This is a genomic window from Limnohabitans sp. (assembly GCF_031538885.1).
Classification (GTDB): domain Bacteria; phylum Pseudomonadota; class Gammaproteobacteria; order Burkholderiales; family Burkholderiaceae_C; genus Limnohabitans.
The window spans coordinates 1-21,533 of sequence record NZ_JAVKLW010000062.1; the positions used below are offsets into that span (position 1 = coordinate 1).

20 protein-coding genes are annotated in these 21,533 nt (G+C 57.3%); 17 read left to right on the forward strand and 3 right to left on the reverse strand.

The window, feature by feature from the left end:
- From RMS03_RS11635 to RMS03_RS04855, 3 genes are all read left to right on the forward strand, one after another.
- Positions 1-99: IS3 family transposase (locus RMS03_RS11635; RefSeq protein WP_405023472.1), on the forward strand; the 99-nt coding region annotated here is incomplete at its 5' end.
- Positions 100-185: 86 nt separating this feature from the next.
- Positions 186-623, forward strand: coding sequence for a hypothetical protein (locus RMS03_RS04850; RefSeq protein ID WP_310625971.1), 438 nt, complete (start codon positions 186-188; stop codon positions 621-623).
- 60 nt (positions 624-683) lie between these two features.
- Positions 684-923: a hypothetical protein gene (locus tag RMS03_RS04855; RefSeq protein ID WP_310625972.1), complete on the forward strand. Its 240-nt coding sequence runs from the start codon at positions 684-686 to the stop codon at positions 921-923.
- 12 nt (positions 924-935) lie between these two features.
- Here RMS03_RS04855 and RMS03_RS04860 read toward each other — a convergent pair whose 3' ends face one another.
- The gene (locus tag RMS03_RS04860; protein ID WP_310625973.1) at positions 936-1,940 is read right to left on the reverse strand and encodes an AraC family transcriptional regulator; all 1,005 of its coding nucleotides are present in this window, start codon (positions 1,938-1,940) and stop codon (positions 936-938) included.
- A gap of 183 nt (positions 1,941-2,123) precedes the next feature.
- Between RMS03_RS04860 and RMS03_RS04865 the strand changes: the two genes are divergently transcribed.
- From RMS03_RS04865 to RMS03_RS04930, 14 genes are all read left to right on the forward strand, one after another.
- Entirely contained in the window at positions 2,124-3,716 is a 1,593-nt protein-coding gene (locus RMS03_RS04865; protein WP_310625974.1) for an NAD(P)/FAD-dependent oxidoreductase, read from the forward strand.
- Between the two features lie 30 nt (positions 3,717-3,746).
- Positions 3,747-4,526 (forward strand): cyclase family protein, encoded by a 780-nt coding sequence (locus tag RMS03_RS04870; protein ID WP_310625975.1) that lies wholly within the window; start codon positions 3,747-3,749, stop codon positions 4,524-4,526.
- A 38-nt stretch (positions 4,527-4,564) separates the two neighbouring features.
- Entirely contained in the window at positions 4,565-6,802 is a 2,238-nt protein-coding gene (locus RMS03_RS04875; RefSeq protein ID WP_310625976.1) for an indolepyruvate ferredoxin oxidoreductase subunit alpha, read from the forward strand.
- The gene (locus RMS03_RS04880) at positions 6,799-8,376 is read left to right on the forward strand and encodes an indolepyruvate oxidoreductase subunit beta family protein (protein WP_310625977.1); all 1,578 of its coding nucleotides are present in this window, start codon (positions 6,799-6,801) and stop codon (positions 8,374-8,376) included. Before RMS03_RS04875 ends, RMS03_RS04880 begins: the two co-directional genes overlap by 4 nt.
- Positions 8,373-9,461: an LLM class flavin-dependent oxidoreductase gene (locus RMS03_RS04885; RefSeq protein ID WP_310625978.1), complete on the forward strand. Its 1,089-nt coding sequence runs from the start codon at positions 8,373-8,375 to the stop codon at positions 9,459-9,461. Before RMS03_RS04880 ends, RMS03_RS04885 begins: the two co-directional genes overlap by 4 nt.
- A gap of 16 nt (positions 9,462-9,477) precedes the next feature.
- Positions 9,478-9,984 carry a flavin reductase family protein gene (locus tag RMS03_RS04890; RefSeq protein ID WP_310625979.1) on the forward strand — a complete coding sequence of 169 codons (507 nt, stop codon included), beginning with the start codon at positions 9,478-9,480 and terminating at the stop codon, positions 9,982-9,984.
- A gap of 39 nt (positions 9,985-10,023) precedes the next feature.
- Positions 10,024-10,929 carry a transporter gene (locus tag RMS03_RS04895; protein WP_310625980.1) on the forward strand — a complete coding sequence of 302 codons (906 nt, stop codon included), beginning with the start codon at positions 10,024-10,026 and terminating at the stop codon, positions 10,927-10,929.
- A gap of 41 nt (positions 10,930-10,970) precedes the next feature.
- On the forward strand, positions 10,971-12,356 hold the full coding sequence (locus RMS03_RS04900) for a cytosine permease (RefSeq protein WP_310625981.1): 1,386 nt from the start codon (positions 10,971-10,973) through the stop codon (positions 12,354-12,356).
- 137 nt (positions 12,357-12,493) lie between these two features.
- Entirely contained in the window at positions 12,494-12,844 is a 351-nt protein-coding gene (locus RMS03_RS04905) for an FKBP-type peptidyl-prolyl cis-trans isomerase (RefSeq protein ID WP_310625982.1), read from the forward strand.
- Positions 12,845-12,999: 155 nt separating this feature from the next.
- Positions 13,000-13,569: a nucleotide exchange factor GrpE gene (grpE, locus tag RMS03_RS04910; protein WP_310625983.1), complete on the forward strand. Its 570-nt coding sequence runs from the start codon at positions 13,000-13,002 to the stop codon at positions 13,567-13,569.
- 72 nt (positions 13,570-13,641) lie between these two features.
- On the forward strand, positions 13,642-15,564 hold the full coding sequence (gene dnaK, locus RMS03_RS04915) for a molecular chaperone DnaK (protein WP_310625984.1): 1,923 nt from the start codon (positions 13,642-13,644) through the stop codon (positions 15,562-15,564).
- Between the two features lie 103 nt (positions 15,565-15,667).
- A complete protein-coding gene (gene dnaJ / locus RMS03_RS04920; protein WP_310625985.1) occupies positions 15,668-16,807 on the forward strand; it encodes a molecular chaperone DnaJ in 1,140 nt (379 codons plus the stop codon).
- Positions 16,808-16,849: 42 nt separating this feature from the next.
- Positions 16,850-17,014, forward strand: coding sequence for a hypothetical protein (locus RMS03_RS04925; RefSeq protein WP_310626021.1), 165 nt, complete (start codon positions 16,850-16,852; stop codon positions 17,012-17,014).
- A 9-nt stretch (positions 17,015-17,023) separates the two neighbouring features.
- Positions 17,024-18,682 (forward strand): phosphoethanolamine--lipid A transferase, encoded by a 1,659-nt coding sequence (locus RMS03_RS04930; RefSeq protein ID WP_310625986.1) that lies wholly within the window; start codon positions 17,024-17,026, stop codon positions 18,680-18,682.
- Positions 18,683-18,686: 4 nt separating this feature from the next.
- On the opposite strand, the gene RMS03_RS04935 is transcribed toward RMS03_RS04930, so the two are convergent.
- Positions 18,687-19,169 (reverse strand): DUF1854 domain-containing protein, encoded by a 483-nt coding sequence (locus tag RMS03_RS04935; protein ID WP_310625987.1) that lies wholly within the window; start codon positions 19,167-19,169, stop codon positions 18,687-18,689.
- Complete coding sequence (locus RMS03_RS04940) at positions 19,166-21,451, reverse strand: ABC transporter ATP-binding protein (protein WP_310625988.1); 2,286 nt, start codon at positions 21,449-21,451, stop codon at positions 19,166-19,168. The genes RMS03_RS04935 and RMS03_RS04940 overlap by 4 nt, the downstream gene beginning before the upstream one ends.
- Between the last annotated feature and the right edge of the window lie 82 nt (positions 21,452-21,533).

The window sequence follows — 21,533 nt, forward strand, 5'->3', positions numbered from 1 at the left end:
TTCTACAACCACCGCAGAATTCACTCTACATTGGGCTATGTCAGCCCGATGCAGTTTGAGAAAAGCTGGAACGCGGCACAGCTATTGAAGGCCGCATAATTGACCAGCTAAGAGGTACGTCCAACAGGGGCAGGTTCAGTTTCGAGAAGTTTTTGCAGGGTGTAGGTCGTCTCATTCGCAACTCTATGCTCAGTCAAGTGCAATGGGTGGTCACCAAACAGTGCCGCCTCAAAGAGCTTGACTTGCACCCCAGCAAACCGTTTGAAACCATCGCTCGCAGCACCGTGAGCTTGGTCACCGAGGGGTTTTATGACAGCGTAGCAGCAGGTCGGATTACAGTGACTAAAGATTGTGAGATTCGCGAACTCAACGTCACAGCACAAGGGCGAGTTGCTCGGCTGAGCAATGGTGCCAGCGTACGCGCTGATGTGGTGGTCTGCGGCACAGGTTGGAACCAGAGCGTGCCTTTTTTGCCCAGCGACATCATGCAGCGGGTCACGGACAAGGACGGCAACTTTCGCTTGTACCGCTCCATGATTCCAGTCGATGTCCCTCACTTGATCTTCAATGGCTATAACTCTTCATTTTTCAGTCAACTCAACTGCGAAGTCGGCGCGTTGTGAATTGCAGACTTACTGGGTGGTCGCTTGGAATTGCCTTGCGTTTCAGTACAAAACGAATCCGTGACAGAGCGCTTGGCTTGGATGCACGAGCGCACCGATGGCAAGCATTCCAAAGGCACCAAAATCATTCCGTTTTCGCTGCATCACATCGATGAACTGCTGCACGACATCGGTTTACCACTGAGTGCATTCACGCGTTTCAAACAGTGGTTGATGCCGCCCAATCCCTCAGACTACGAAACAGTCACACGTCAATTGTTGGCGCGTTACGGACGCCCACTGAACAAAGTGGCGGATTGAAGGATGACGTGCTCATTGAATGCTTGAGCGTTGTTTGCGCAAGGTGTCTGAGGGCGAGCAACCAAACGCTTGACGGTACTGCGCGGCAAACCGTCCCATGTGAGAAAAACCAAAATTCAAAGCCACCTCGGTGACGCTTGGCATATGGTCGCGCAGCAAGCTTTGGTGAATCGCATGCAACCGCTGTTGGCGCACATAAGCCAACGGGGACTGCCCTTCTAAACGTTTGAACAGCGCTTCGAGCGTGCGTGCGCACACATGGGCATGTTGTGCAATGTCACGCAGCAGCAAGGCCTCGTTCAAATGCGCGTGGATGTAGTCCTTGGCACGAAGCAAGGTGCGCTGGCTGCAGCGGTCCTTCAGGCTGGTGTGCGCATCCCCGCAAATTGGTTGCAACAGCGCCAAGAACGCGGTGAGCAAAAAGTCCTCGAAAGTCGCTGCCGTGGCGGGGCTGTGCAACCAATGCGCGGCATTGGCATCCAGATTGCTCACCATGTCCTCGGTGGCTTTCCACCAAGCGGCCACGGAGGGGTTGCTGCGTGGGGCGGCCAGATCGAACGTGGAGATATGGCGTTGCACACGTGCGCCCAAACGCCGCTCAATCACCTCACGAGACACCCGCAGCAAAATCATGGTGCAGTCTGCACTCCAGTGCATCAGTGTCGGGGCATTCGGATGCAGCACACTCAGTACGCTGCGATTGGTCAGCACCTGACTTGCGCCGCTGCGAAGTTCAGCGGCACCTTGCAGAGGCAACTGCAACATATAGAAATCGCCCCGACATCCTGGGTCAATCGTGACTTCTGTGCCATAGCGCAGCACATGGATGGATAAATCATGCAGTGGCACTTGGTTCAAGTGCACCAACAAGCGCTCTGGGTTGCCCCTGACCTCCAGTTTATGAGGCGAAAAAAAATGCCCCATCCGCTCGCACGCATCATCCGGGCATGTGGCACGCAGCACGGGAAAGCCATCCAGCGGCAGGCGTGAAGTAGGAAATAACAAATCTTTTTGCATCTATTGATTGCTCATAAAGAACTAATTTCGACGCATTTTGAGTTCTGTAAGCGCGATGAACTTGCGTACTTACCCTCGGTTTGATTCGAGGACTGTTCTTTTTTTCGCAAAACGGATGAACGAGCGATGAACTGTTCGTTTTTAGGATAGCGAGACGCTAGTCCGTTCAGCACGATGGCTGGCATGGAAACATCCGATCAAGACATCATCTTTGTAGGCGGTGGCATCAATGCCTTGGTAGCGGCGAGCCTGCTGGCACGTCAAGGTTGGCGCGTCACCTTGCTTGAACGTGAAGCCCAGTTGGGCGGCTGCATCCGCACCGAAGAACTCACCCTGCCTGGCTTTCAACACGACACCTTGTCCACGGCACATCCGCTTTTTCTCGTCGGCCCCGCCTACGCCGCTTTAAAGGATGAATTGCATGAGACAGGCTTGGTCTATTGCAACAACACCACGCCCACAGGGGTGGTGATGCCCGATGGTCGCCACTTGGTGTTGACCACTTCGCGAGAAGACAACATGCGCCGATTCGAGGCTTGCATTTCAGGCGGTGGCGCGGCTTACCAACACGCCATGCACGATGTGCAAGACAACGCTGATCTGATCTTCACCTTGCTCGGCAACGAGTTGTGGCGCTGGGACACAGCACGCAAGCTGGCCGCAACAACTTGGCGCAAAGGTCTGCAAGACATGTCTGCGTTCGCGGGCGCTGCACTGACACCTGCACACGCTTGGCTGAAACAATCCTTTGGCTCTGCGCCCAATCCCGCACAAGCCTTGCTCGCACCGTGGGTGTTGCACACGGGATTGGGGCCAGACGCCCCCTTGTCCGCGTTGATGAACAAAGTTGTGGCCTTCACCCTAGAAGCCGTGGGCATGCCGCTGGTGCGCGGGGGCAATGCACAAACGGTACGCGCTTTTGAAACGCTGCTCCAGCGCAACGGGGCACGCTGGCACACCCACACACACGTGGGCAAAGTGCTCGTCGACAAAGGACGTGCCGTGGGTGTGCGACTGGCCAACGGCGACACCTTGCACGCCCCTCATGTGGCTTGCAGCGTGACGCCCGCTCAGCTCTACACGCAATTGCTCGATGCGCCCCATGTGCCAGACGGCGTGCTCAGCGAGGCGCGCAACTTTCGACACGGCAAAGGCAATATGCAAATCCATTTGGCGCTCTCCGAAGCGCCAGAGTGGCAACACGAAGAGTTGGCGCGCACCGTTTACGTTCACCTCACCGAAGGGGTGGCTGCTGTGTCGCGTGCCGTCAACGAAGCGGAGCGCGGTTGGCTGCCCGCTGTGCCCACAGTCTGCGTGGCACAACCCACCATGCTCGACCCTGATCGTGCGCCCGCTGGCCGACACATCTTGTGGGTGCAAGTGCCCGAATGCCCCGTGCAAGTGCTAGGTGACGCAGGCCAAGGCATTGAATTAGATGGCTCAGGCGCTTGGACCGCATCCGTACGCGAGCAGTTCGCTGATCGGGTGATGCAGATCGTTGCCCAGCACGTGCCCAACTTGCAACGCGCCACCTTGGCGCGAAAAGTATTGAGCCCCGCCGATCTGCAAAAACTCAACATCAATCTGGTCGGCGGCGACCCCTACGGCGGCGATTGCAGCTTGGAACAGTCCTTGTTCTGGCGTCCACTGCGCAGCACCCGCAACCACAGCACCCCGATTGCCAACCTGTGGCACATCGGCGCTTCCACACACCCAGGCCCAGGCTTGGGCGGAGGCTCTGGCTTTCATTTAGCCCATGCCTTGGGCGCTTGCTGAATTTCATCCACGCAACTTAGGAGGTTACCCATGAGCCATCCCCTCACACAACTTGCCGCAGATGTCGCCTGTGGCCGCATCCAAGTCATTGACCTAACGCAAACGCTGTCCAGCGATTTCCCCGCACTGGTGCTGCCCCCACAGTTCGGCCAAGTCTGGGCCTTCAAACAAGAGCGCATCAGCCAGTATGACGAAGCCGGTCCGGGCTGGTACTGGAACAATTTTTCGTGCGGCGAACACACGGGTACGCACTTTGATGCGCCAATTCATTGGATCACGGGCAAAGACCATCCTCAAAACAGTGTGGACACCATCGATCCCACCCAATTTTTGGGGCCGGCCTGCGTCATTGACGCGAGCCAAGAAGTCACCCAAAACCCAGACTGGTTACTGGACGTTCCCTTCTTAGAAGTGTGGGAAAGCCGTCATGGCCGCATCCCTGCGGGGGCATGGGTGTTGTTCAGAACCGACTGGAGCCGACGCGTGGATGACCCCGCCGCGTTTGTCAACCTGCAAGCCGATGGCGCTCACACCCCTGGCCCCACACAAGCGGCCGTCGAATGGCTGATTGGTCGCGAGGTGCGCGGCTTTGGTGTCGAGACCATCAACACCGATGCAGGCCAGTCCTACGCTTGGCCTGTGGCTTACCCTTGCCACACCTTGATGCACGGGGCCAACAAATACGGGCTGCAATGCCTGCGTCATTTGGACTTGCTGCCCCCCACGGGTGCGGTCATCATCAGCGCGCCTCTGAAAATCAAACAAGGCTCGGGCTCACCTCTGCGAGTCTTAGCACTGGTGCAGCGCTGAATCTATGAACGCATCACATCCATCAGGAGAACTGTGTCATGGCTGAGCGCTCATTTGCCAGAGAAGTCGAACAACTCAAAGTCCCCGCTGGCAGCGTGTTTCGGGGTGAAGGCATTTTGGCCGTCACCAAGGCGTTGCTGGAGTGCGGCGTCGGTTATGTCACAGGCTACCAAGGCTCGCCCATCTCGCATCTGATGGATGTGTTGTCCGACGCCCAACCCATCTTGCAAGACTTGGGCGTTTACTTTGAGCCCGCCGCTAGCGAGGCCACAGCAGCAGCAGCCTTGGCCGCATCGGTCAATTACCCCGTGCGCGGTGCGGTCACTTGGAAATCCACTGTGGGCACCAACGTCGCCAGCGATGCCTTGGCCAACTTGGCCTCGGGCGGGGTCACGGGTGGCGCACTCATCATCGTGGGCGAGGACTACGGCGAGGGCTCGTCCATCATGCAAGAGCGCACCCATGCGTTTGCCATGAAGTCACAAATGTGGTTGCTAGACCCGCGCCCCCACTTGCCCTCCATCGTGCAAGCGGTGCATGACGGCTTTGCCTTGTCCGAGGCCAGTCACACGCCCGTCATGCTGCAATTGCGTATTCGTTCATGCCACCTGCATGGCAGCTTCACCACCCGTGAGAACCTGCGCCCCCGCTTTAGCCTACGCCAAGCGCTAGAGCAACCACAACGCGACCTGAACCGCATCGTTTTGCCGCCTGCCTCGTTCCTGCACGAGCGTGAAAAAATTGAGCAGCGCTGGCCCGCCGCCGAGCGCTTCATCGCCGAACACAGTCTCAATGAAATGCGTGCGGGTGACATTGAACACATCGGCATCATCACGCTGGGGGGGTTGTCGCACAACGTGCTGCGTGCGCTGTACCTGCAAGGCTTGGCCAATTTGTTTGGCGACAGTCGCGTGCCCTTGTACATTTTGAACGTGGCCTACCCCTTGGTCGAGAGCGAGGTGCTGCGCTTTTGTGCCGACAAACGCGCCGTGCTGGTGGTGGAGGAAGGTCAGCCCGACTACCACGAGCAGCACTTGCACACCCTGCTGCGTCGGCATGGACTGCCAACCCGCATCCATGGCAAAGACCTCTTGCCCATGGGTGGGGACTACACCGTGCACGTGCTGGAAAAAGCCATTCACCGCTTTGTGCAACATCACCACCCCGCCGCCTTTGCCGCGCCTGTGGCGGTCAGCTTACCCAGCCCTTTCGTAAAGCCTACGCCTCTAGCAACACCCACCGCTGTAGGAACGCCAGCGCCGCTCGCTGCCGGGGTGCTGCCGCCACGCCCGCCTGGGCTGTGCGTGGGCTGCCCTGAGCGCCCTATTTTTTCTGCCTACAAACTCACCGAAGAGGTGCTGGGCAAACACCATGTGGCGGCGGATATCGGTTGTCATTTGTTTTCCATCATGCCGCCATTCAACATCGGGGCCACCACCATGGGCTACGGTTTGGGGGCGGCCAGCGCTTCGGCCTTCAATGCGGGCGGCATGCTGGGCGCGCACAAAAAAGCCGTCGCTTTCATGGGCGATGGCGGCTTTTGGCACAACGGCTTGACCTCGGGCATTGCGCACGCTGTGTTCAACCAGCACGACAACGTGTTCGTCATCGTTGACAACAATTACTCTGCGGCCACAGGCGGACAAGACCTGCCCTCGTCGCGCAACACCCACCCCCATCGCAGCACCTTGCACCCGATAGAGCAGGCCGTTCGCGGTGTGGGTGTGCAATGGGTGCGCACACTGACGCACACCTACGACGTCAACACCATGCGCCGCACCCTCACCGAAGCCATGACCAGTCGCGTGCCAGGTCCCAAAGTGATCGTCGCGCAAAGCGAGTGCATGCTCAATCGCCAACGTCGCGAAAAGCCCCTTAAGGTCAAAGCGATTCAGGCGCAGCAGCGGGTGGTGCATGAACGCTTTGGCGTTGATGCCGCCGTGTGCAGCGGCGACCACGCTTGCATGCGCGTGTCGGGCTGCCCCAGTTTGAGCCTGCGCCCCAGCGGCGACGCCCTCAAGCCTGACCCCGTGGCGTTCGTCGACGAACACTGTGTGGCTTGCGGTCACTGCGGCGAAGTGGCGGACGCTGCCGTGCTGTGCCCCTCGTTCTACAAACTCCACAAAATCCACAACGCCCGTCGGTGGGAGCGCTGGCTGCATCGACTGCGTGAAGGTCTGCTCGGTCATTGGCGGCAACGCGAATGGCGGCAACGTCATGCCGAGCGTGCGCTCTACAGCGCCGCATCACACACAGACCAAGAGGCCAGCGCATGAGTTCACCGCGCAGCTTTCATATTGCCGTGATGGCCCTGGGTGGCCAAGGCGGCGGCGTGTTGGTGGACTGGCTGGTTGATTTGGCCGAGCACACAGGCTGGACCGCACAAGCCACCTCGGTTGCAGGCGTGGCACAGCGCACGGGTGCCACGGTGTACTACATCGAGTTGGTCGAGCCCACGCCTGGACGCGAGCCTGTGATGGCCTTGATGCCCATCCCTGGGCAAGTCGATATCCTGATTGCGGCGGAATGGATGGAGGCGGGTCGCGCCATTGAACGCGGCTTGGTCACACCAGACCGCACCACCGTCATCGCCAGCAGCCACCGCACCTATGCCGTGCAAGAAAAGATGACGCCTGGCAACGGCGTCGCCAACGCCCCTGCCGTACTGCAAGCCTTGCAAGCCCATGCCAAACGTGTGATTGCGGGCGATATGCAGGCGCTGGCTGTGGCGCAAGGCAGTGTGATTTCTGCCAGTCTGTTGGGTGCTTTGGCGGCCAGTGAGGTGCTGCCTTTTCCGCTTGAAGCTTTTGAAGCGGTGGTGCAGCGCAGTGGTATTGGCGTGCAAGCCAGCTTACGGGCGCTGCATGCCGGTGCATGCTTGGCCCAGCAAGGTGAAGTCCCGCTGTTGCCCCAAGAGCCCATGAGCACAGCGCCCAGACCGCTGCCATCGCACGCGCAAGCCCCTGCGCTGCAAGCCCTGCTCGAGCGCATTCGGCGCGACTTCGTGCAAGTGGCTTGGCCGTGGCTCGGCGAAGGACTGGCACGGGTGGTGGACTACCAAGATGTGGCCTACGGTCAAGAGTACTTGGACTGCGTGGCGCAAATAGCGCGACATGACAGAGCAGCGCATGACATCAGCAATGTGGGTCACGTCTTGACGATGGAAGCCGCCCGCTGGATTGCGGTGGCCATGAGCTACGACGATGTGATCCGCGTGGCCGACCTCAAAAGCCGTGCCGAACGCTTTGTGCGGTTGCGCCAAGAAGTGGGCGCAGAGGCGGGGCAAGTCTATGGCAGTCAAGAGTTCTTCCACCCCCGTTTGAACGAGGTGCTGGGGCTGCTGCCTAAGGCTTGGGCCCAGTGGCTGTCACGCACTCCCGCCTGCTGTGCGTGGTTGACGCGCATTGTCGATCGCAGTCGTCGCATCGATGCCCACACCGTTGGGGGTCATCTGCAACTGCGCTGCCTCGCTGGTCTGCGACGCTGGCGGCGCGGCAACCACCGCCACGCGGTGGAGCGCGCGCATTGGCAGCATTGGCTCACCGAAGTGGACAAGCTGGCCGCACAAGACCGCGCCTTGGCTGTGGAGTTGTTGCGCTGCCGTCGCCTCATCAAGGGCTACAGCGACACCCACGAGCGCGGCAACACCAAGTACGCCCTGCTGCTGAACGCCTCACAAAAACTGTGCGGTCAAGCCCATGCGGCGCACACGCTGGCCAACTGGCGTGCACTCGCCCTGAAAGAACTAGACAGCGGCTTGCTGGCCCAAGCGATCGACCGGCATTTCTCCATCGCCTCCGAGGCAACCCCTTCTTTTTCAACCCAACCTTCTCAGGAGACCACCCCATGAGTGCGCAGCATCCCTTCCTCACACACAAAAAATTTCTACTTGGTACGTTTTCCACCAACTGCGGGGGGGGCATGACCGTCTCCAAGCTACCCGAGCGCTGGAGGGCCAACTGGGACAACAACCTGAAATTGGCGCAAATGATGGATGCAGCGGGCATGGACTTCATGCTGCCGATTGCCCGCTGGATTGGCTACGGCGGCGAGACCGATTTTCACGGCGAAGTGTTGGAGACCGTGACATGGGCCACCGCCTTGTTGGCGCACACGCAAAAGCTCACCATCTTTGCCACGGTTCACACCAGCGCCAACCATCCCGTGGTGATCGCCAAGCAAATAGCCACCATGTCGCAAATCGGGCAAGGTCGCGTCGGGCTCAACGTGGTGGCGGGCTGGAACAAGCCCGAGTACGAAGCCCTTGGACTGACCTTGCCCGATGACCACGAAACCCGTTACGGCTACGCGCAGGAGTGGTTTGACTTCATCCAAAAAATTTGGAAAGAAACCAGCGCCTTTGACTGGAAGGGCCAATACTTCAACACCAAAGGCACTTATGGCAACCCACGCCCACAGGTGCTGCCGCCCATCATCAACGCGGCGGGATCGCCGCAAGGGCGCGAGTTTGCGGTACGCAATGCCAACTTCTTGTTCACACCCGCCATTGACCTGGCACGCTCCAAAGAGGAGATTGATGACCTCAAACAAAAAGCCAAAGCCGCAGCACGTCAGATTGATGTGATGACCTTCTCGCACGTCATTTGCCGCCCCACCGAGGCCGAGGCCCAAGCCGAGTGGCAGCGCCTGCAAGACAACGCCGACTGGGTGGCGGTGGACAACCTCATGCGCTTGCAACTGGCCCACGCGCAAAGCTTCCCACACGATTTGTTGCAGCAAATTCGCGCACTCTTTGCTGCCGGTCATGGCGGCTTCCCGCTGGTGGGAACGCCTCAGCAAATTGCAGACAAAATCGTCTCCCTCCACGAAGCGGGCTTCAGAGGAACAACGCTCTCCTTCCTTGACTACGTCAAAGAGTTCCCTTACTTCCGCGATACCGTGTTGCCGCTTTTGTCGCAACGCGGCATCAGGTAAGCATATGGATAGGCGCGTGAATTCCGTGGAACCGAGTGCCGATGATTTTCGTCAGGCGTTTCGCCAGACCTTGGGCGGCGTCAGCGTTATCACCGTGGCACACCAAGGGCAGCGCAGCGGCTTGACCATCACTTCGCTGGTCTCGTTGTCACCGTCATCGCAAGAACTGCTGCTCTCGGTCAACCCCACCTCGTCCTCTTTTCCACTTTTGCAAAGCGCACGTCAATTTGGCGTCAATGTTTTAAACCTCAACCAAGTCGCTGTAGCACAGCGTTTTTCAGGCGTGGGCGGCTGCAAGGCCGAGGCCCGCTACGCCGATGCGCTGTGGTCTTGCTACGACGGCGTGTGGCTGCTAGACGACGCCTTGGTCGCCATGCGCTGCCAGGTCAACGACATCCTGCACCGAGGCGATCACGCCTTGGTGATTGGGCAGATTCAACAACTACACTCCGTGATGCCCGCTTGCGACGAACCCTTGGGTTATGGCCAGGCGCAATACGGGCGCTTCATCCCCTCTCGTTAACCACCCGCACCCTGTTGTGCATTTAAAAAGGAAACAACCATGCAAAAAAATCTCGACCAACCCAACACAAAAGCGATGCTTGTTGCGGCCATCTTGGCATTGATCAGCCTTGACAGCATGGCCGTGGAAGCGGCCTCACCTATTCCTGTCGGCGCTGAAAACTTCTTGGCAGGGGCAGCACCTCCTCCTGGGTTTTATGTACTGGCTTATGGCCAGCACTACAGCACCGATCGGGCCTTGGATGGCTCGGGCAAGGTGGCGACACCCGCCGACTTCAAGCTCATCGCCAATGCGGCGGTGGCTCGACTGACGTGGTCAACTGAACAACGTCTTTTGGACGGCCATTTGTTGTGGGGCATGACTGTGCCACTGGTCAAAATTGACGGCACCGTGGGCGGAACAAGCACATCCAAAAGCGGGTTAGGCGATATCGCTTTTGGCCCTGCTGTGGCTTACCACCACAGCGCCAGTTTGCACAGTGCGGTGGCGGTCAACTTGCAGTTACCAACTGGCAGCTATGACAAAGCCAGTCCGTTCAACATTGGCAACAACTACCGTTCGGTGCAGTTGATCCATGCGTTGAGTCACATCAACCCAACTGGTTTCAATGCGGACTACAAAGCAACCTACAGCCTCAACAGCGCAAACAGTGCAACAGGCTACAAGTCAGGCTCTGAGTTCGTGGTGGACTATTCCTTGGGTTGGGGTGTCGCCCCTCATTGGGTCGCGGGCTTGGGCGGCTATGTGCGCACACAAGTTCAAAGTGACAGCGGAGAGGGTGTTGCAACAGACGGCAAAAAAGCCAGCGCCAATGGCCTGGGGCCTTCGGTGATTTACAACACAGGCAAAGGCTTCTTCGTGGCCGCAAAATACCAAAAAGACTTCTCGGTACGCAACACCACACAAGGCACCGCTTTGTGGCTGAAGGCCACAGTGCCCTTTTGAAATCCCCCCCTCAATCACAAGATAACAAACAGGAGACAACCATGGGAACACCCAATCTGCAAGAGCGCATGGAAGACCATGCGCTAGAACAAGTCCCTCCGCACATGCGACAGGGCTGGCTGAAGCTGTCGTGGAACACGGCGGGCATCGTCACCACGCTGATCATTTTGTTTTTTGGTGCTCTCACCAGTTTTGTGGCTGGCTTCAAGATCGCTTTGACGGCGGGTTTATTTGTGGCTGTTGTGGGTTGGTTGATCGGTTGGGCTTGTGGTCACATCGCCTACAAAACTGGTTTGTCCAGCACGGTGATGGCCAGACGCTACGGCTTTGGCATCAAAGGCAGCATCATTGGCTCCTTGATTTTTGGCTTCATGATCATCGGGTTTTTGGCGCTTGAAAATGCGTTGCTGTACGCGGGTTTTCGCTTTGCCTTGGGACTGGAAGACATCTTCAGAAACCAGCTTCTGATTTATGGGGCACTCACCTTGGCTTGGGTGTTGTTGACGGCTTATGGCTTTGAGTTGGTTTCGAAAATCTCCTCCTACACATTGGTCGCTTTCATGTGCTTGCTGGTGTACATGACCTTCACGGTGGTCAGCGCACATGCCGATCAGAACGTGTTCTCGTTTGGCGCCTTGCTCCCCCCTGAAGCCTTGGCCGCCATGGGGGCGAGCGATGACATGGGTAAATTCATTTTTGCCACCAATGTCTTGATTGGTTCGGCGGGTGCTTTGGCATTGGTGGATGCCGACTTGGGTCGTTACGCCAAAAGCTCGGGCGACATTGGTGCCGCTGCTGCTGTGGGAAATATCGCGATGAGCATCGTGATGGTGTTCATTGGGGCGGTGTTCATGTACGCGGGCATGGGCAAACTGGTGGAGCACTACACCAACGTCGGGCACATGTCGCCCGCCGTGGCACAGCAAGCTGCCATGAGTCCCGATGGTGTGACCGCCGCATTTTTGCTGTTCGGTGGCGCGTTGGGCGTGATCCTGATGGTCTTGGCACAAGGCAAAGCACAGGTGCTCAACACCTACAGCGGCTCACTGGCCTTGTCCAACCTGTTTGATGCCATGGGCTTGCGTGCGCGGCGCGTCACCATGGTGGTCTTGGCCAACGTGATCGGTTTGCTGCTCATTGCGTTTGGTATCTTGGGGCAGGTGCAAGCTTGGATTGAGATTTTGGGGGTCATCACCACCGCCTTTGCGACCATCATGATCGTGGACTATTTCTTTGTGAACCGTTCGCATGCCAGCGAAACGATTGAGCAAATCAACTGGTCTGGCGTCATCACCTGCTTCGTCGCCACCGTACTGGCGCATTACGTGCTCAACCGCGTGATCCCGATTCAATTCTTTACCTCGGTCGTGGTCAGCGCGGTGCTCTACCCCGTGCTGCGCACCCGCGTGCTGCGGCCCGCTCACTGAGAGCCTCGGTACGGCCACAAGATGTGACCGCATCCTCCGCGACGCCCAGCCCCGATGCCAATACATCGGGGCTTTTCTTTGGCTACCGAAGGGTCGCTACACTCTGTGCTTTTATTTTTGACCCTCAAGGATTTGCCATGAACACCACCCCTTCCGGCTTGCAATACATTGATCACGTGGTGGGCGAAGGTGCCCAAGCCGCCGCGGGTCAACACGTCAGCGTGCATTACACAGGCTGGCTGTACCAAGACGGCGAGCAAGGCGCCAAGTTCGACTCCAGCCGCGACCGCAATGACCCGTTTGACTTCCCCTTGGGCGCAGGCATGGTCATCAAGGGCTGGGACGAAGGCGTGCAAGGCATGAAGATTGGCGGGCAGCGCACCCTCATCATCTCGCCAGAACTGGGCTATGGCGCACGCGGCGCGGGTGGTGTGATTCCACCGAATGCCACATTGAAGTTTGACGTCGAACTGCTCGGCCTCGAATAAATAGGCAGTACGGCAGCCGGTTGCGCTGCCGATCCACAGCGGGGCTTGGCCCCGCTTTGTTTTGCCCTGTCCAATTTTTTTAGAAAACCCCTCTTGAAATAGGGTTGGATGCCCTCAGCTCTGCTAAATATCCCCTCCCACAAACCGTATAAAGCATGTCAGAACCTACAGAAAACCAAGATACCACTCCCGCACATTTGGCCGCCCACATGGCTGCTCAAGCGCCTGCCCCCGACACCGACCCCACCACTGCGTTGGACCCGTTGGCGCAAGCGCAAGAGGAAGTCATCACATTGCAAGCCAAAGTGACGGAGTTGCAAGACCAATACGTCCGTGGTCAAGCCGAGGTACAAAACGCCCGCCGCCGCGCTGAAGACGAAGTATCTAAAGCCCGTAAATTCGCGCTCGAGAGCTTCGCCGACAGCTTGCTGCCCGTGCTCGACAGCCTCGAAGCTGGCTTGGCCGTGCAAACCGCCACGCCTGAGCAAATCCGCGAAGGCGCCGAAGCCACGCTGCGCCAGCTCAAAAGCGCCATGGAGCGCAACAAAATCATCGCGATTGACCCGGCAGCAGGCGCCAAGTTTGACCCCGCACAACACCAAGCGATCAGCGTAGTACCGGCCGATCAAGAAGCCAACACCGTAGTCGCCGTGCTGCAAAAGGGCTACTTGATTGCTGAGCGCGTGCTACGCCCTGCCTTGGTCACGGTGGCTGCACCGAAATAAAACACTTGAAAACGGCAGGGTTATCCGCATCTACCGTTCATCTGAATTTTTAAAAATCACTGGAGTAAGAACATGGGAAGAATCATCGGTATTGACTTGGGCACCACCAACTCGTGCGTGGCCATCATGGAAGGCAACACGACCAAAGTGATCGAGAACGCCGAAGGCGCGCGCACCACACCGTCGATCATTGCGTATCAAGAAGATGGCGAAATCTTGGTCGGCGCATCAGCCAAGCGCCAAGCCGTCACCAACCCACGCAACACCTTGTATGCGGTCAAGCGTTTGATTGGTCGCAAGTTCAGCGAAAAAGAGGTTCAAAAAGACATCGACTTGATGCCTTACACCATTGCCAAAGCCGATAACGGTGACGCATGGGTGGAAGTACGTGGAACCAAGTTGGCCCCACCTCAAATCAGCGCTGAAATTTTGCGCAAAATGAAGAAAACCGCCGAAGACTACCTCGGAGAAGAAGTGACCGAAGCCGTCATCACGGTGCCTGCTTACTTCAACGACGCACAACGCCAAGCCACCAAAGATGCAGGCCGCATCGCTGGTTTGGATGTCAAGCGCATCATCAACGAACCCACCGCTGCAGCCTTGGCCTTCGGTTTGGACAAAACCGAAAAGGGCGACCGCAAGATTGCGGTATATGACTTGGGTGGCGGCACGTTTGACGTGTCCATCATCGAAATCGCTGATGTCGATGGCGAAAAACAATTTGAAGTCTTGTCCACCAACGGTGACACCTTCTTGGGTGGCGAAGACTTCGACCAACGCATCATCGACTTCATCATCAGCGAGTTCAAGAAAGAATCTGGCGTTGATTTGTCCAAAGACGTGTTGGCTTTGCAACGCCTAAAAGAAGCGGCTGAAAAAGCCAAGATTGAGCTGTCTTCATCCACCTCCACAGACATCAACTTGCCTTACATCACAGCTGATGCCACAGGTCCTAAGCACTTGAACATCAAACTCAACCGCGCCAAGTTGGAGCAGTTGGTGGACGAGTTGGTCGAGCGCACCATCGCACCTTGCCGCACCGCCATCAAAGATGCGGGCGTGTCGGTGAGTGACATTGACGACATCATCTTGGTCGGCGGTATGAGCCGCATGCCCAAGGTGCAAGACAAGGTCAAAGAATTCTTCGGCAAAGAACCACGTCGTGATGTGAACCCTGACGAAGCCGTGGCCGTGGGCGCTGCGATTCAAGGTCAAGTCTTGTCTGGCGACCGCACCGACGTGTTGTTGCTCGACGTGACACCGCTCTCGCTGGGTATTGAAACCTTGGGCGGCGTGATGACCAAGATGATCGCCAAGAACACGACCATCCCCACGAAGTTTGCACAAACCTTCTCGACTGCCGACGACAACCAACCTGCCGTGACCATCAAGGTCTACCAAGGCGAGCGCGAAATGGCGGCTGGCAACAAGAGCTTGGGCGAGTTCAACCTCGAAGGCATTGCTCCCGCCGCCCGTGGCACACCTCAAATTGAAGTGTCGTTTGACATTGACGCCAACGGCATTTTGCACGTGGGTGCCAAGGACAAAGCAACTGGCAAAGAAAACAAAATCACGATCAAAGCCAACTCTGGTTTGAGCGAAGACGAGATTCAACAAATGGTGAAAGACGCCGAGTTGAACGCCGCTGAAGACAAGAAGAAACTCGAAATCGTGCAGGCGCGCAACCAAGCTGACGCCGCTGTGCACAGCGTGAAGAAGAGCTTGGGTGAGCACGGCGACAAGCTCGACGCAGGCGAAAAAGAAGCCATCGAAGCCGCCATCACAGAAGTCGAAGAAGCATTAAAGGGCGAAGACAAAGTCGACATCGATGCCAAGACCGAAGCCTTGATGACGGCGTCACAAAAGCTCGGTGAAAAAGTCTACGCCGACATGCAAGCAGCCCAAGCTGCTGGTGGCACAGCCGCTGCTCCTGAAGCCAAACCCGCCGACGACAACGTGGTCGACGCTGAAGTGAAAGAAGTCAAAAAAGGCTAACTCCTTTTCCCAACTTCTGAGCTGACCTCGCCGCGTTTCGCCTGAAAAGGTGAACACGCGGCGAAGTCTTGATGAAGCCCCACAAAAAAACGGCACGCCCACCATGTCCAAACGCGATTTTTATGAAGTACTCGGCCTCGCCAAAAGTGCGAGCGACGACGAGATCAAAAAGGCTTATCGCAAACTCGCGATGAAGTACCACCCCGACCGCAACCAAGGCGACAAAGCCAAGGAAGCTGAGGCACAGTTCAAAGAGGTCAAAGAGGCCTACGAAATGTTGTCCGATGCTGAAAAGCGGGCCGCCTATAACCAGTACGGTCATGCAGGCGTCGACCCCAATATGCGCGGTGGCCCTGGTGGACCTACGGGCTTTGGCGGTGCAGGCTTCGGTGAGGCCTTTGGCGATATTTTTGGTGATATCTTTGGTCAGCAACGTCGTGGCGCAGGTGGCCGACAGGTCTACCGTGGCAATGATTTGAGCTACGCGATGGAAATCACGCTGGAGGATGCAGCCAACGGCAAAGATGCACAGCTCAAAATTCCAGGCTGGGACAACTGCGAAACCTGTAGTGGCACGGGCGCCAAACCCGGCACCTCGGTCAAAACCTGTACCACCTGCCACGGCAGCGGCCAGGTGCAAATGCGCCAAGGCTTTTTCAGCGTGCAGCAAACCTGCCCGCACTGCCGCGGCTCGGGGAAAGTCATTCCCGACCCTTGCACCAGCTGTCACGGCCAAGGCAAGATCAAGAAGCAAAAGACGCTGGAGGTCAAAATTCCTGCGGGCATTGACGATGGCATGCGCATTCGCAGCACGGGCAATGGCGAACCTGGTACCAACGGCGGCCCACCCGGCGACTTGTTCATCGAAATTCGCGTCAAAAAACACGACATTTTTGAACGTGACGGGGATGACCTGCATTGCTCGGTGCCCATCAGCATCACCACGGCTGCGTTAGGCGGAGAAATTCGTGTGCCCACCTTGGCTGGCGAAGCTGCGATTGACATCCCAGAAGGCACACAAAACGACAAGCAGTTCCGTTTGCGTGGCAAGGGCTTGAAGGGCATTCGCTCCAGCCTCCCTGGCGACTTGTATTGCCACATCTTGGTGGAGACACCCGTCAAGCTTACGGAACATCAGCGCAAGTTGCTCAAAGAACTCGACGAAGCGCTGAAAAAAGGCGGCGCCAAACATTCACCTGCCGAAGGTGGGTGGGCCGACAAGCTCAAGCGCTTTTTCAACTAAATCACGCGAAGTGTCTTTACACAAAGAGGGGATACTTCGCCTATGAGCGTCAACATCACATTTTTGGGTGGCACCGGGACGGTCACCAGTTCTAAATACTTGGTCAAGTATGACGGCAAGCAATTGCTGATCGACTGGCTCAAACACATGGCACATGCGCGCAGCCAAGTCTATGTGGTGCATGGCCCACTTGAAACCTGTGCCTAGGCACCGCATATGCGCAACATATTCTTAGCCTCCTCCGTTCGCCCCCCCCGCGCGGCCACAACCGTGGTGATCGTGGCCAGCCTGTGGCTGTCGGTTTTGGGTAACTTGGCACTTTGGAAAACCTTGCTGCTTGTGCCTGATCTCACAGGCTGGCATGGCATGGCGTTTGGCGCGGCATTCGCCTTGATCATTGCGTGCTTGGTGGCCGCCCTGCTGTCGCTGCTCGCGTGGCGGTTCACACTCAAACCGGCCATCACCTTGCTCTTGCTGTTAGCGGCTTTCGCCACGCACTACATGCTGATGTATGGCGTGGTGTTGGACACCCCCATGCTGGTGAATGTGCTGCAAACCGACACCCGTGAAACGCGTGACCAACTGAGCTGGCGATTGCTCGCGACAGTTGTCGGCTTGGCTGTACTGCCGCTGATTTGGCTATGGCGACAACTCATAACCACACCGCCCGTGGCGTGGCAAATGCTGCGCAATGCAGGTCTGTTTGCGGGCGGGCTGGTGCTGGCTTTTGGCACAACGCAACTGGTGTTTCAAGACTTCGCATCGTTGATGCGCAACTACACCGAAATGCGCTACCAAATCAACCCGCTCAACAGCGTCTATGCGGTGTTGGACATGACGGTCATTCCGTCTGAGCAACCGCGAGGCCCCATGCAGCCTTTGGGCCAGGACGCTCATATCGGTGGGCGCACAAACAGCAAGCCACCGCAGCCGCCCTTGCTGGTGTTTGTGTTGGGCGAGACAGCTCGCAGTCAGAGCTTCTCGCTCAATGGTTACTCGCGTAGCACCAACCCCTTGCTGGCTCACGAAAATGTAACCAGCTTCACCCAAGTCAGATCATGCGGCACCAGCACAGCGGAGTCCCTACCTTGCATGTTCTCGCACTTGGGGCGCACCGATTTCGCCAAACGCAGCCACGAGTTTGAAAACATGCTCGATGTGTTGCAACACGCGGGCTTGGCCGTGTTGTGGATGGACAACCAATCGGGCTGCAAGGGCCAATGTGCGCGTGTGCCTTACGTGAACACCTCCAACCTGAAATTGCCCGAGTACTGCGAAGGCGATGAGTGCCGTGACACCGTGATGCTCGCCCGCATTGACGCCGAGTTGGCCAAACTCCCCGCCGAGCGTCGCGCTCGCGGCACCGTGGTGGTGATGCACCAAATGGGCAGCCACGGACCTGCGTACTTCAAGCGCACGCCTGCGGAGTTCAAAAAGTTCACCCCTGAATGCACCGACACCTCGCTCTCACAATGTGACCGCGCCCAAGTGGTCAACGCCTACGACAACACCTTGGTATTCACCGACTACTTTTTGTCACGCGTGATTGCTTGGCTCAAAACCCATGAAAAAACCACGATACCGGCCATGCTCTATGTGTCCGACCACGGCGAATCCTTGGGTGAGAAAAACATGTACTTGCACGGCCTGCCCTACAGTGTGGCGCCGCCTGAGCAAACCACGGTGCCACTGATCACTTGGCTATCACCAGGGTTTGAGCAACTCAGCCGTGTGAGCACCCGCTGCTTGCAAGCCGATCGCAACAAACCCTTGTCACACGACAACTTGTTCCATTCGGTGTTGGGCTTGATGGCGATCAAGACCTCTGCTTACCAGCGCGAGCGTGATTTATTTGCCACCTGCGAAGGCCGCTGACGGTTTACAAAAAACGATCTAGCAATTTGCGGGTGTGGCGGTCGAGTGAAGACAAATCACGAATCAAAAACTGCACACCGTGGGCATCGGCCACGATCAGTCGGTTCGCACTCAAACGGCGAATGTCTTCCTCGCCTTTGAGCATCAACTGCGTGGGGCCACGGCTGGTTTGCACGCGCCACACGCTGGGCGTTGAAAAACTGTTGACGCCATCCAACCGCAAGATCTCAGGCATGAACTCGCGGCCTTCTAGGGCTTGCGCCACGATGTCGCGTTCATGCGCGGGCAAGTCGTTGAGGTTTTCAATCCACATCAGCTCTTTGCCTTCGGCACTCACAATAGAAATGCTTTCCTCGGGTGCAGCAATCGGGAACGCACGCGCTACCACGGCGCCCACATGCTGCGAGCCATCGGCCAAGGTGATGATCAACTTGCCAAAGGGGTCAAACGCCAAATGAAAGTGAGAGGTCAAGGCAGCGGCACTCATACAGACTCCTGGGTCGAAACACGCGCCACGGCGTCTTCTGCATTTTTGGCTTGGGCTTCATAGAGGCGGTAGTACGCGCCTTGTCGTGCCATCAGCGTGTCGTGGTCGCCCTCCTCCACCACCACGCCTTGTTCCATCACCACCAAGCGGTCGGCTTTGTTGAGCGTGGACAAACGGTGGGCAATGGCAATCGTGGTGCGGCCTTGCACCAAGTTATCCAAGGCTTTTTGAATTTCTTGCTCGGTCTCGGTGTCCACAGAAGCCGTGGCTTCGTCCAAGATCAAGATGCGTGGGTTGATGAGCAAGGCCCGCGCAATCGAAATACGTTGACGCTCGCCCCCCGACAGGCCTTGACCACGCTCGCCTACCAAGGAATCGTAGCCTTGCGGCAAACGCAAGATGAACTCATGCGCGTGGGCGGCACGGGCAGCGGCCACGATCTGCTCACGTGTGGCATCGGGTTTGCCGTAGGCAATGTTGTCGGCAATCGTGCCGAAGAACAAAAACGGTTCTTGCAACACCATGCCAATGTGGCTGCGAAAGTCGGACAACGCGATGTTGCGAATGTCGATGCCGTCCAACTTGATGGCACCCTCGCTGAGGTCATAGAAGCGGCAAATCAAGTTCACCAAGGTGCTCTTGCCAGAGCCGCTTTGCCCCACCAAACCGATCATCTCGCCGGGGCGGATATTGAGGTTCATGCCGCGAATCACCGCGCGGTTGCCATAGCGAAAGCCTGCGTCTTGAATCTCGATGTGGCCCTGCAAAGGTACCGGTAGTTGTTGTGGATGAGGCGTCTCAGGCACGCTGGAGACGTGATCCAAGATTTCAAAAATACGCTTGGCACCTGCCGCCGCTTTTTGCGTGTGTGACACGATGCGGCTCATCGAATCCAAGCGCGTGTAAAAGCGCCCGATATAGGCCAAGAATGCGGCCAACACACCCACGGTGATTTGGTGGTGTGACACCAACCAAATGCCAAAGCCCCACACCACCAACAAGCCCACTTCGGTCATCAAGGTGACGGTGGGCGAAAACAAGGACCACACAAAGTTGATGCGGTCGTTCACCGCCAAATTGTGTTTGTTGGCATCGCGAAAGCGGTTGGCTTCGCGCGTCTCTTGGGCGAAGGCTTTGACCACGCGGATGCCCGGAATGGTGTCGGCCAGCACATTGGTCAACTCAGACCATACACGGTCAATCTTTTCGAAACCGGTGCGCAATTTGTCGCGCACGGTGTGAATCAACCACACGATGAACGGCAGCGGTAGCAACGTGGCGGCGGCGAGCTTGGGATCGATGCTGATCAAAATGGAGGCAGTCATCACAATCATCAGGACATCGGTGGCGAAATCCAACAAATGCAAGGACAAAAAGACACAAATGCGGTCAGTCTCGGCGCCAATGCGGTTCATCAAATCACCGGTACGACGACCACCAAAGTACTCTAAGGACAAGCGCATCAAATGCTCATACGCGGTGGTGCGCAAGTCCGCACCAATGCGCTCAGACACCAAGGCCAAGATGTAGGTTTTGGCCCAGCCCAAACTCCAAGCCAACAACGCGGCCCCTAATAAACCGCCCAGATACATGAAGACCAAATCATGGTCGATGTCTTTGCCGTTTTGAAACGGAATCAGTACATCGTCCATCAACGGCATGGTCAAGTAAGGCGGCACCAAGGTAGCGGCGGTGGAAGCCAACGTCAACAAAAAGCCAGCCAACAAGCGCCGTTGGTAGGGCTTGGCAAAGCGCCACAAGCGAAACAAACCCCAAGTCGACAGTGGGGCATGTTGCTCGCGACTGCACACGGGGCAGGCATCCCCCACGTTTTCAAGCGGTAACTTGCACTGCGGACAACGCGCCTGCGCGGTTAAGGCCAGCGACTTGCCGTGGGTCAAGACCTCCATGCGCTCGGCGAACTTCTCTTGCAAGCGCATGGCGGTGACGTTGTGCGTCAAGGTGAAGCGCCAGCTGGCGATGCGGTGCGTGGCATCGAGCAAACTCAAGGTACCCACACCTGCGTGATCGGTGTGGGTCATCGTCATCCCCGCAGCGAGTGACCAACTGTCCCAAACAGGCGTCGGACCTGCGTCTTGGACCCCAAAAAGCACCCGCTGGTCTGTCACAATGAGTAGCCCTAGCGAAAAATGTAATTGGGCATTCAAGTCAACCTCTAGCCACGCTAGAACGTTTTCTTGAGTAGACAGTTGTGCATCAGCTGAAGTTCGCCAGCCCTCAGGGAAAACAACTTTGGTGGGAGCCGATAAGGAAGAATTCATTATTGGAATGTTGCTGCTTTCAATCGATGCAAATCGATGGACGGCGATAAAAATAAAAGCAGGAGCCAGGACTTTGTTGCAC

What these genes read in the sequence shown, in the direction of transcription:
- RMS03_RS04850 (WP_310625971.1), top strand. Translation starts at nt 186, where the DNA reads ATGCTCAGTCAAGTGCAATGGGTGGTCACCAAACAGTGCCGCCTCAAA.
- RMS03_RS04860 (WP_310625973.1), bottom strand. Translation starts at nt 1,940, where the DNA reads ATGCAAAAAGATTTGTTATTTCCTACTTCACGCCTGCCGCTGGATGGC.
- RMS03_RS04865 (WP_310625974.1), top strand. Translation starts at nt 2,124, where the DNA reads ATGGAAACATCCGATCAAGACATCATCTTTGTAGGCGGTGGCATCAAT.
- RMS03_RS04870 (WP_310625975.1), top strand. Translation starts at nt 3,747, where the DNA reads ATGAGCCATCCCCTCACACAACTTGCCGCAGATGTCGCCTGTGGCCGC.
- RMS03_RS04875 (WP_310625976.1), top strand. Translation starts at nt 4,565, where the DNA reads ATGGCTGAGCGCTCATTTGCCAGAGAAGTCGAACAACTCAAAGTCCCC.
- RMS03_RS04880 (WP_310625977.1), top strand. Translation starts at nt 6,799, where the DNA reads ATGAGTTCACCGCGCAGCTTTCATATTGCCGTGATGGCCCTGGGTGGC.
- RMS03_RS04885 (WP_310625978.1), top strand. Translation starts at nt 8,373, where the DNA reads ATGAGTGCGCAGCATCCCTTCCTCACACACAAAAAATTTCTACTTGGT.
- RMS03_RS04895 (WP_310625980.1), top strand. Translation starts at nt 10,024, where the DNA reads ATGCAAAAAAATCTCGACCAACCCAACACAAAAGCGATGCTTGTTGCG.
- RMS03_RS04900 (WP_310625981.1), top strand. Translation starts at nt 10,971, where the DNA reads ATGGGAACACCCAATCTGCAAGAGCGCATGGAAGACCATGCGCTAGAA.
- RMS03_RS04905 (WP_310625982.1), top strand. Translation starts at nt 12,494, where the DNA reads ATGAACACCACCCCTTCCGGCTTGCAATACATTGATCACGTGGTGGGC.
- grpE (WP_310625983.1), top strand. Translation starts at nt 13,000, where the DNA reads ATGTCAGAACCTACAGAAAACCAAGATACCACTCCCGCACATTTGGCC.
- dnaK (WP_310625984.1), top strand. Translation starts at nt 13,642, where the DNA reads ATGGGAAGAATCATCGGTATTGACTTGGGCACCACCAACTCGTGCGTG.
- dnaJ (WP_310625985.1), top strand. Translation starts at nt 15,668, where the DNA reads ATGTCCAAACGCGATTTTTATGAAGTACTCGGCCTCGCCAAAAGTGCG.
- RMS03_RS04925 (WP_310626021.1), top strand. Translation starts at nt 16,850, where the DNA reads ATGAGCGTCAACATCACATTTTTGGGTGGCACCGGGACGGTCACCAGT.
- RMS03_RS04930 (WP_310625986.1), top strand. Translation starts at nt 17,024, where the DNA reads ATGCGCAACATATTCTTAGCCTCCTCCGTTCGCCCCCCCCGCGCGGCC.
- RMS03_RS04935 (WP_310625987.1), bottom strand. Translation starts at nt 19,169, where the DNA reads ATGAGTGCCGCTGCCTTGACCTCTCACTTTCATTTGGCGTTTGACCCC.
- RMS03_RS04940 (WP_310625988.1), bottom strand. Translation starts at nt 21,451, where the DNA reads ATGAATTCTTCCTTATCGGCTCCCACCAAAGTTGTTTTCCCTGAGGGC.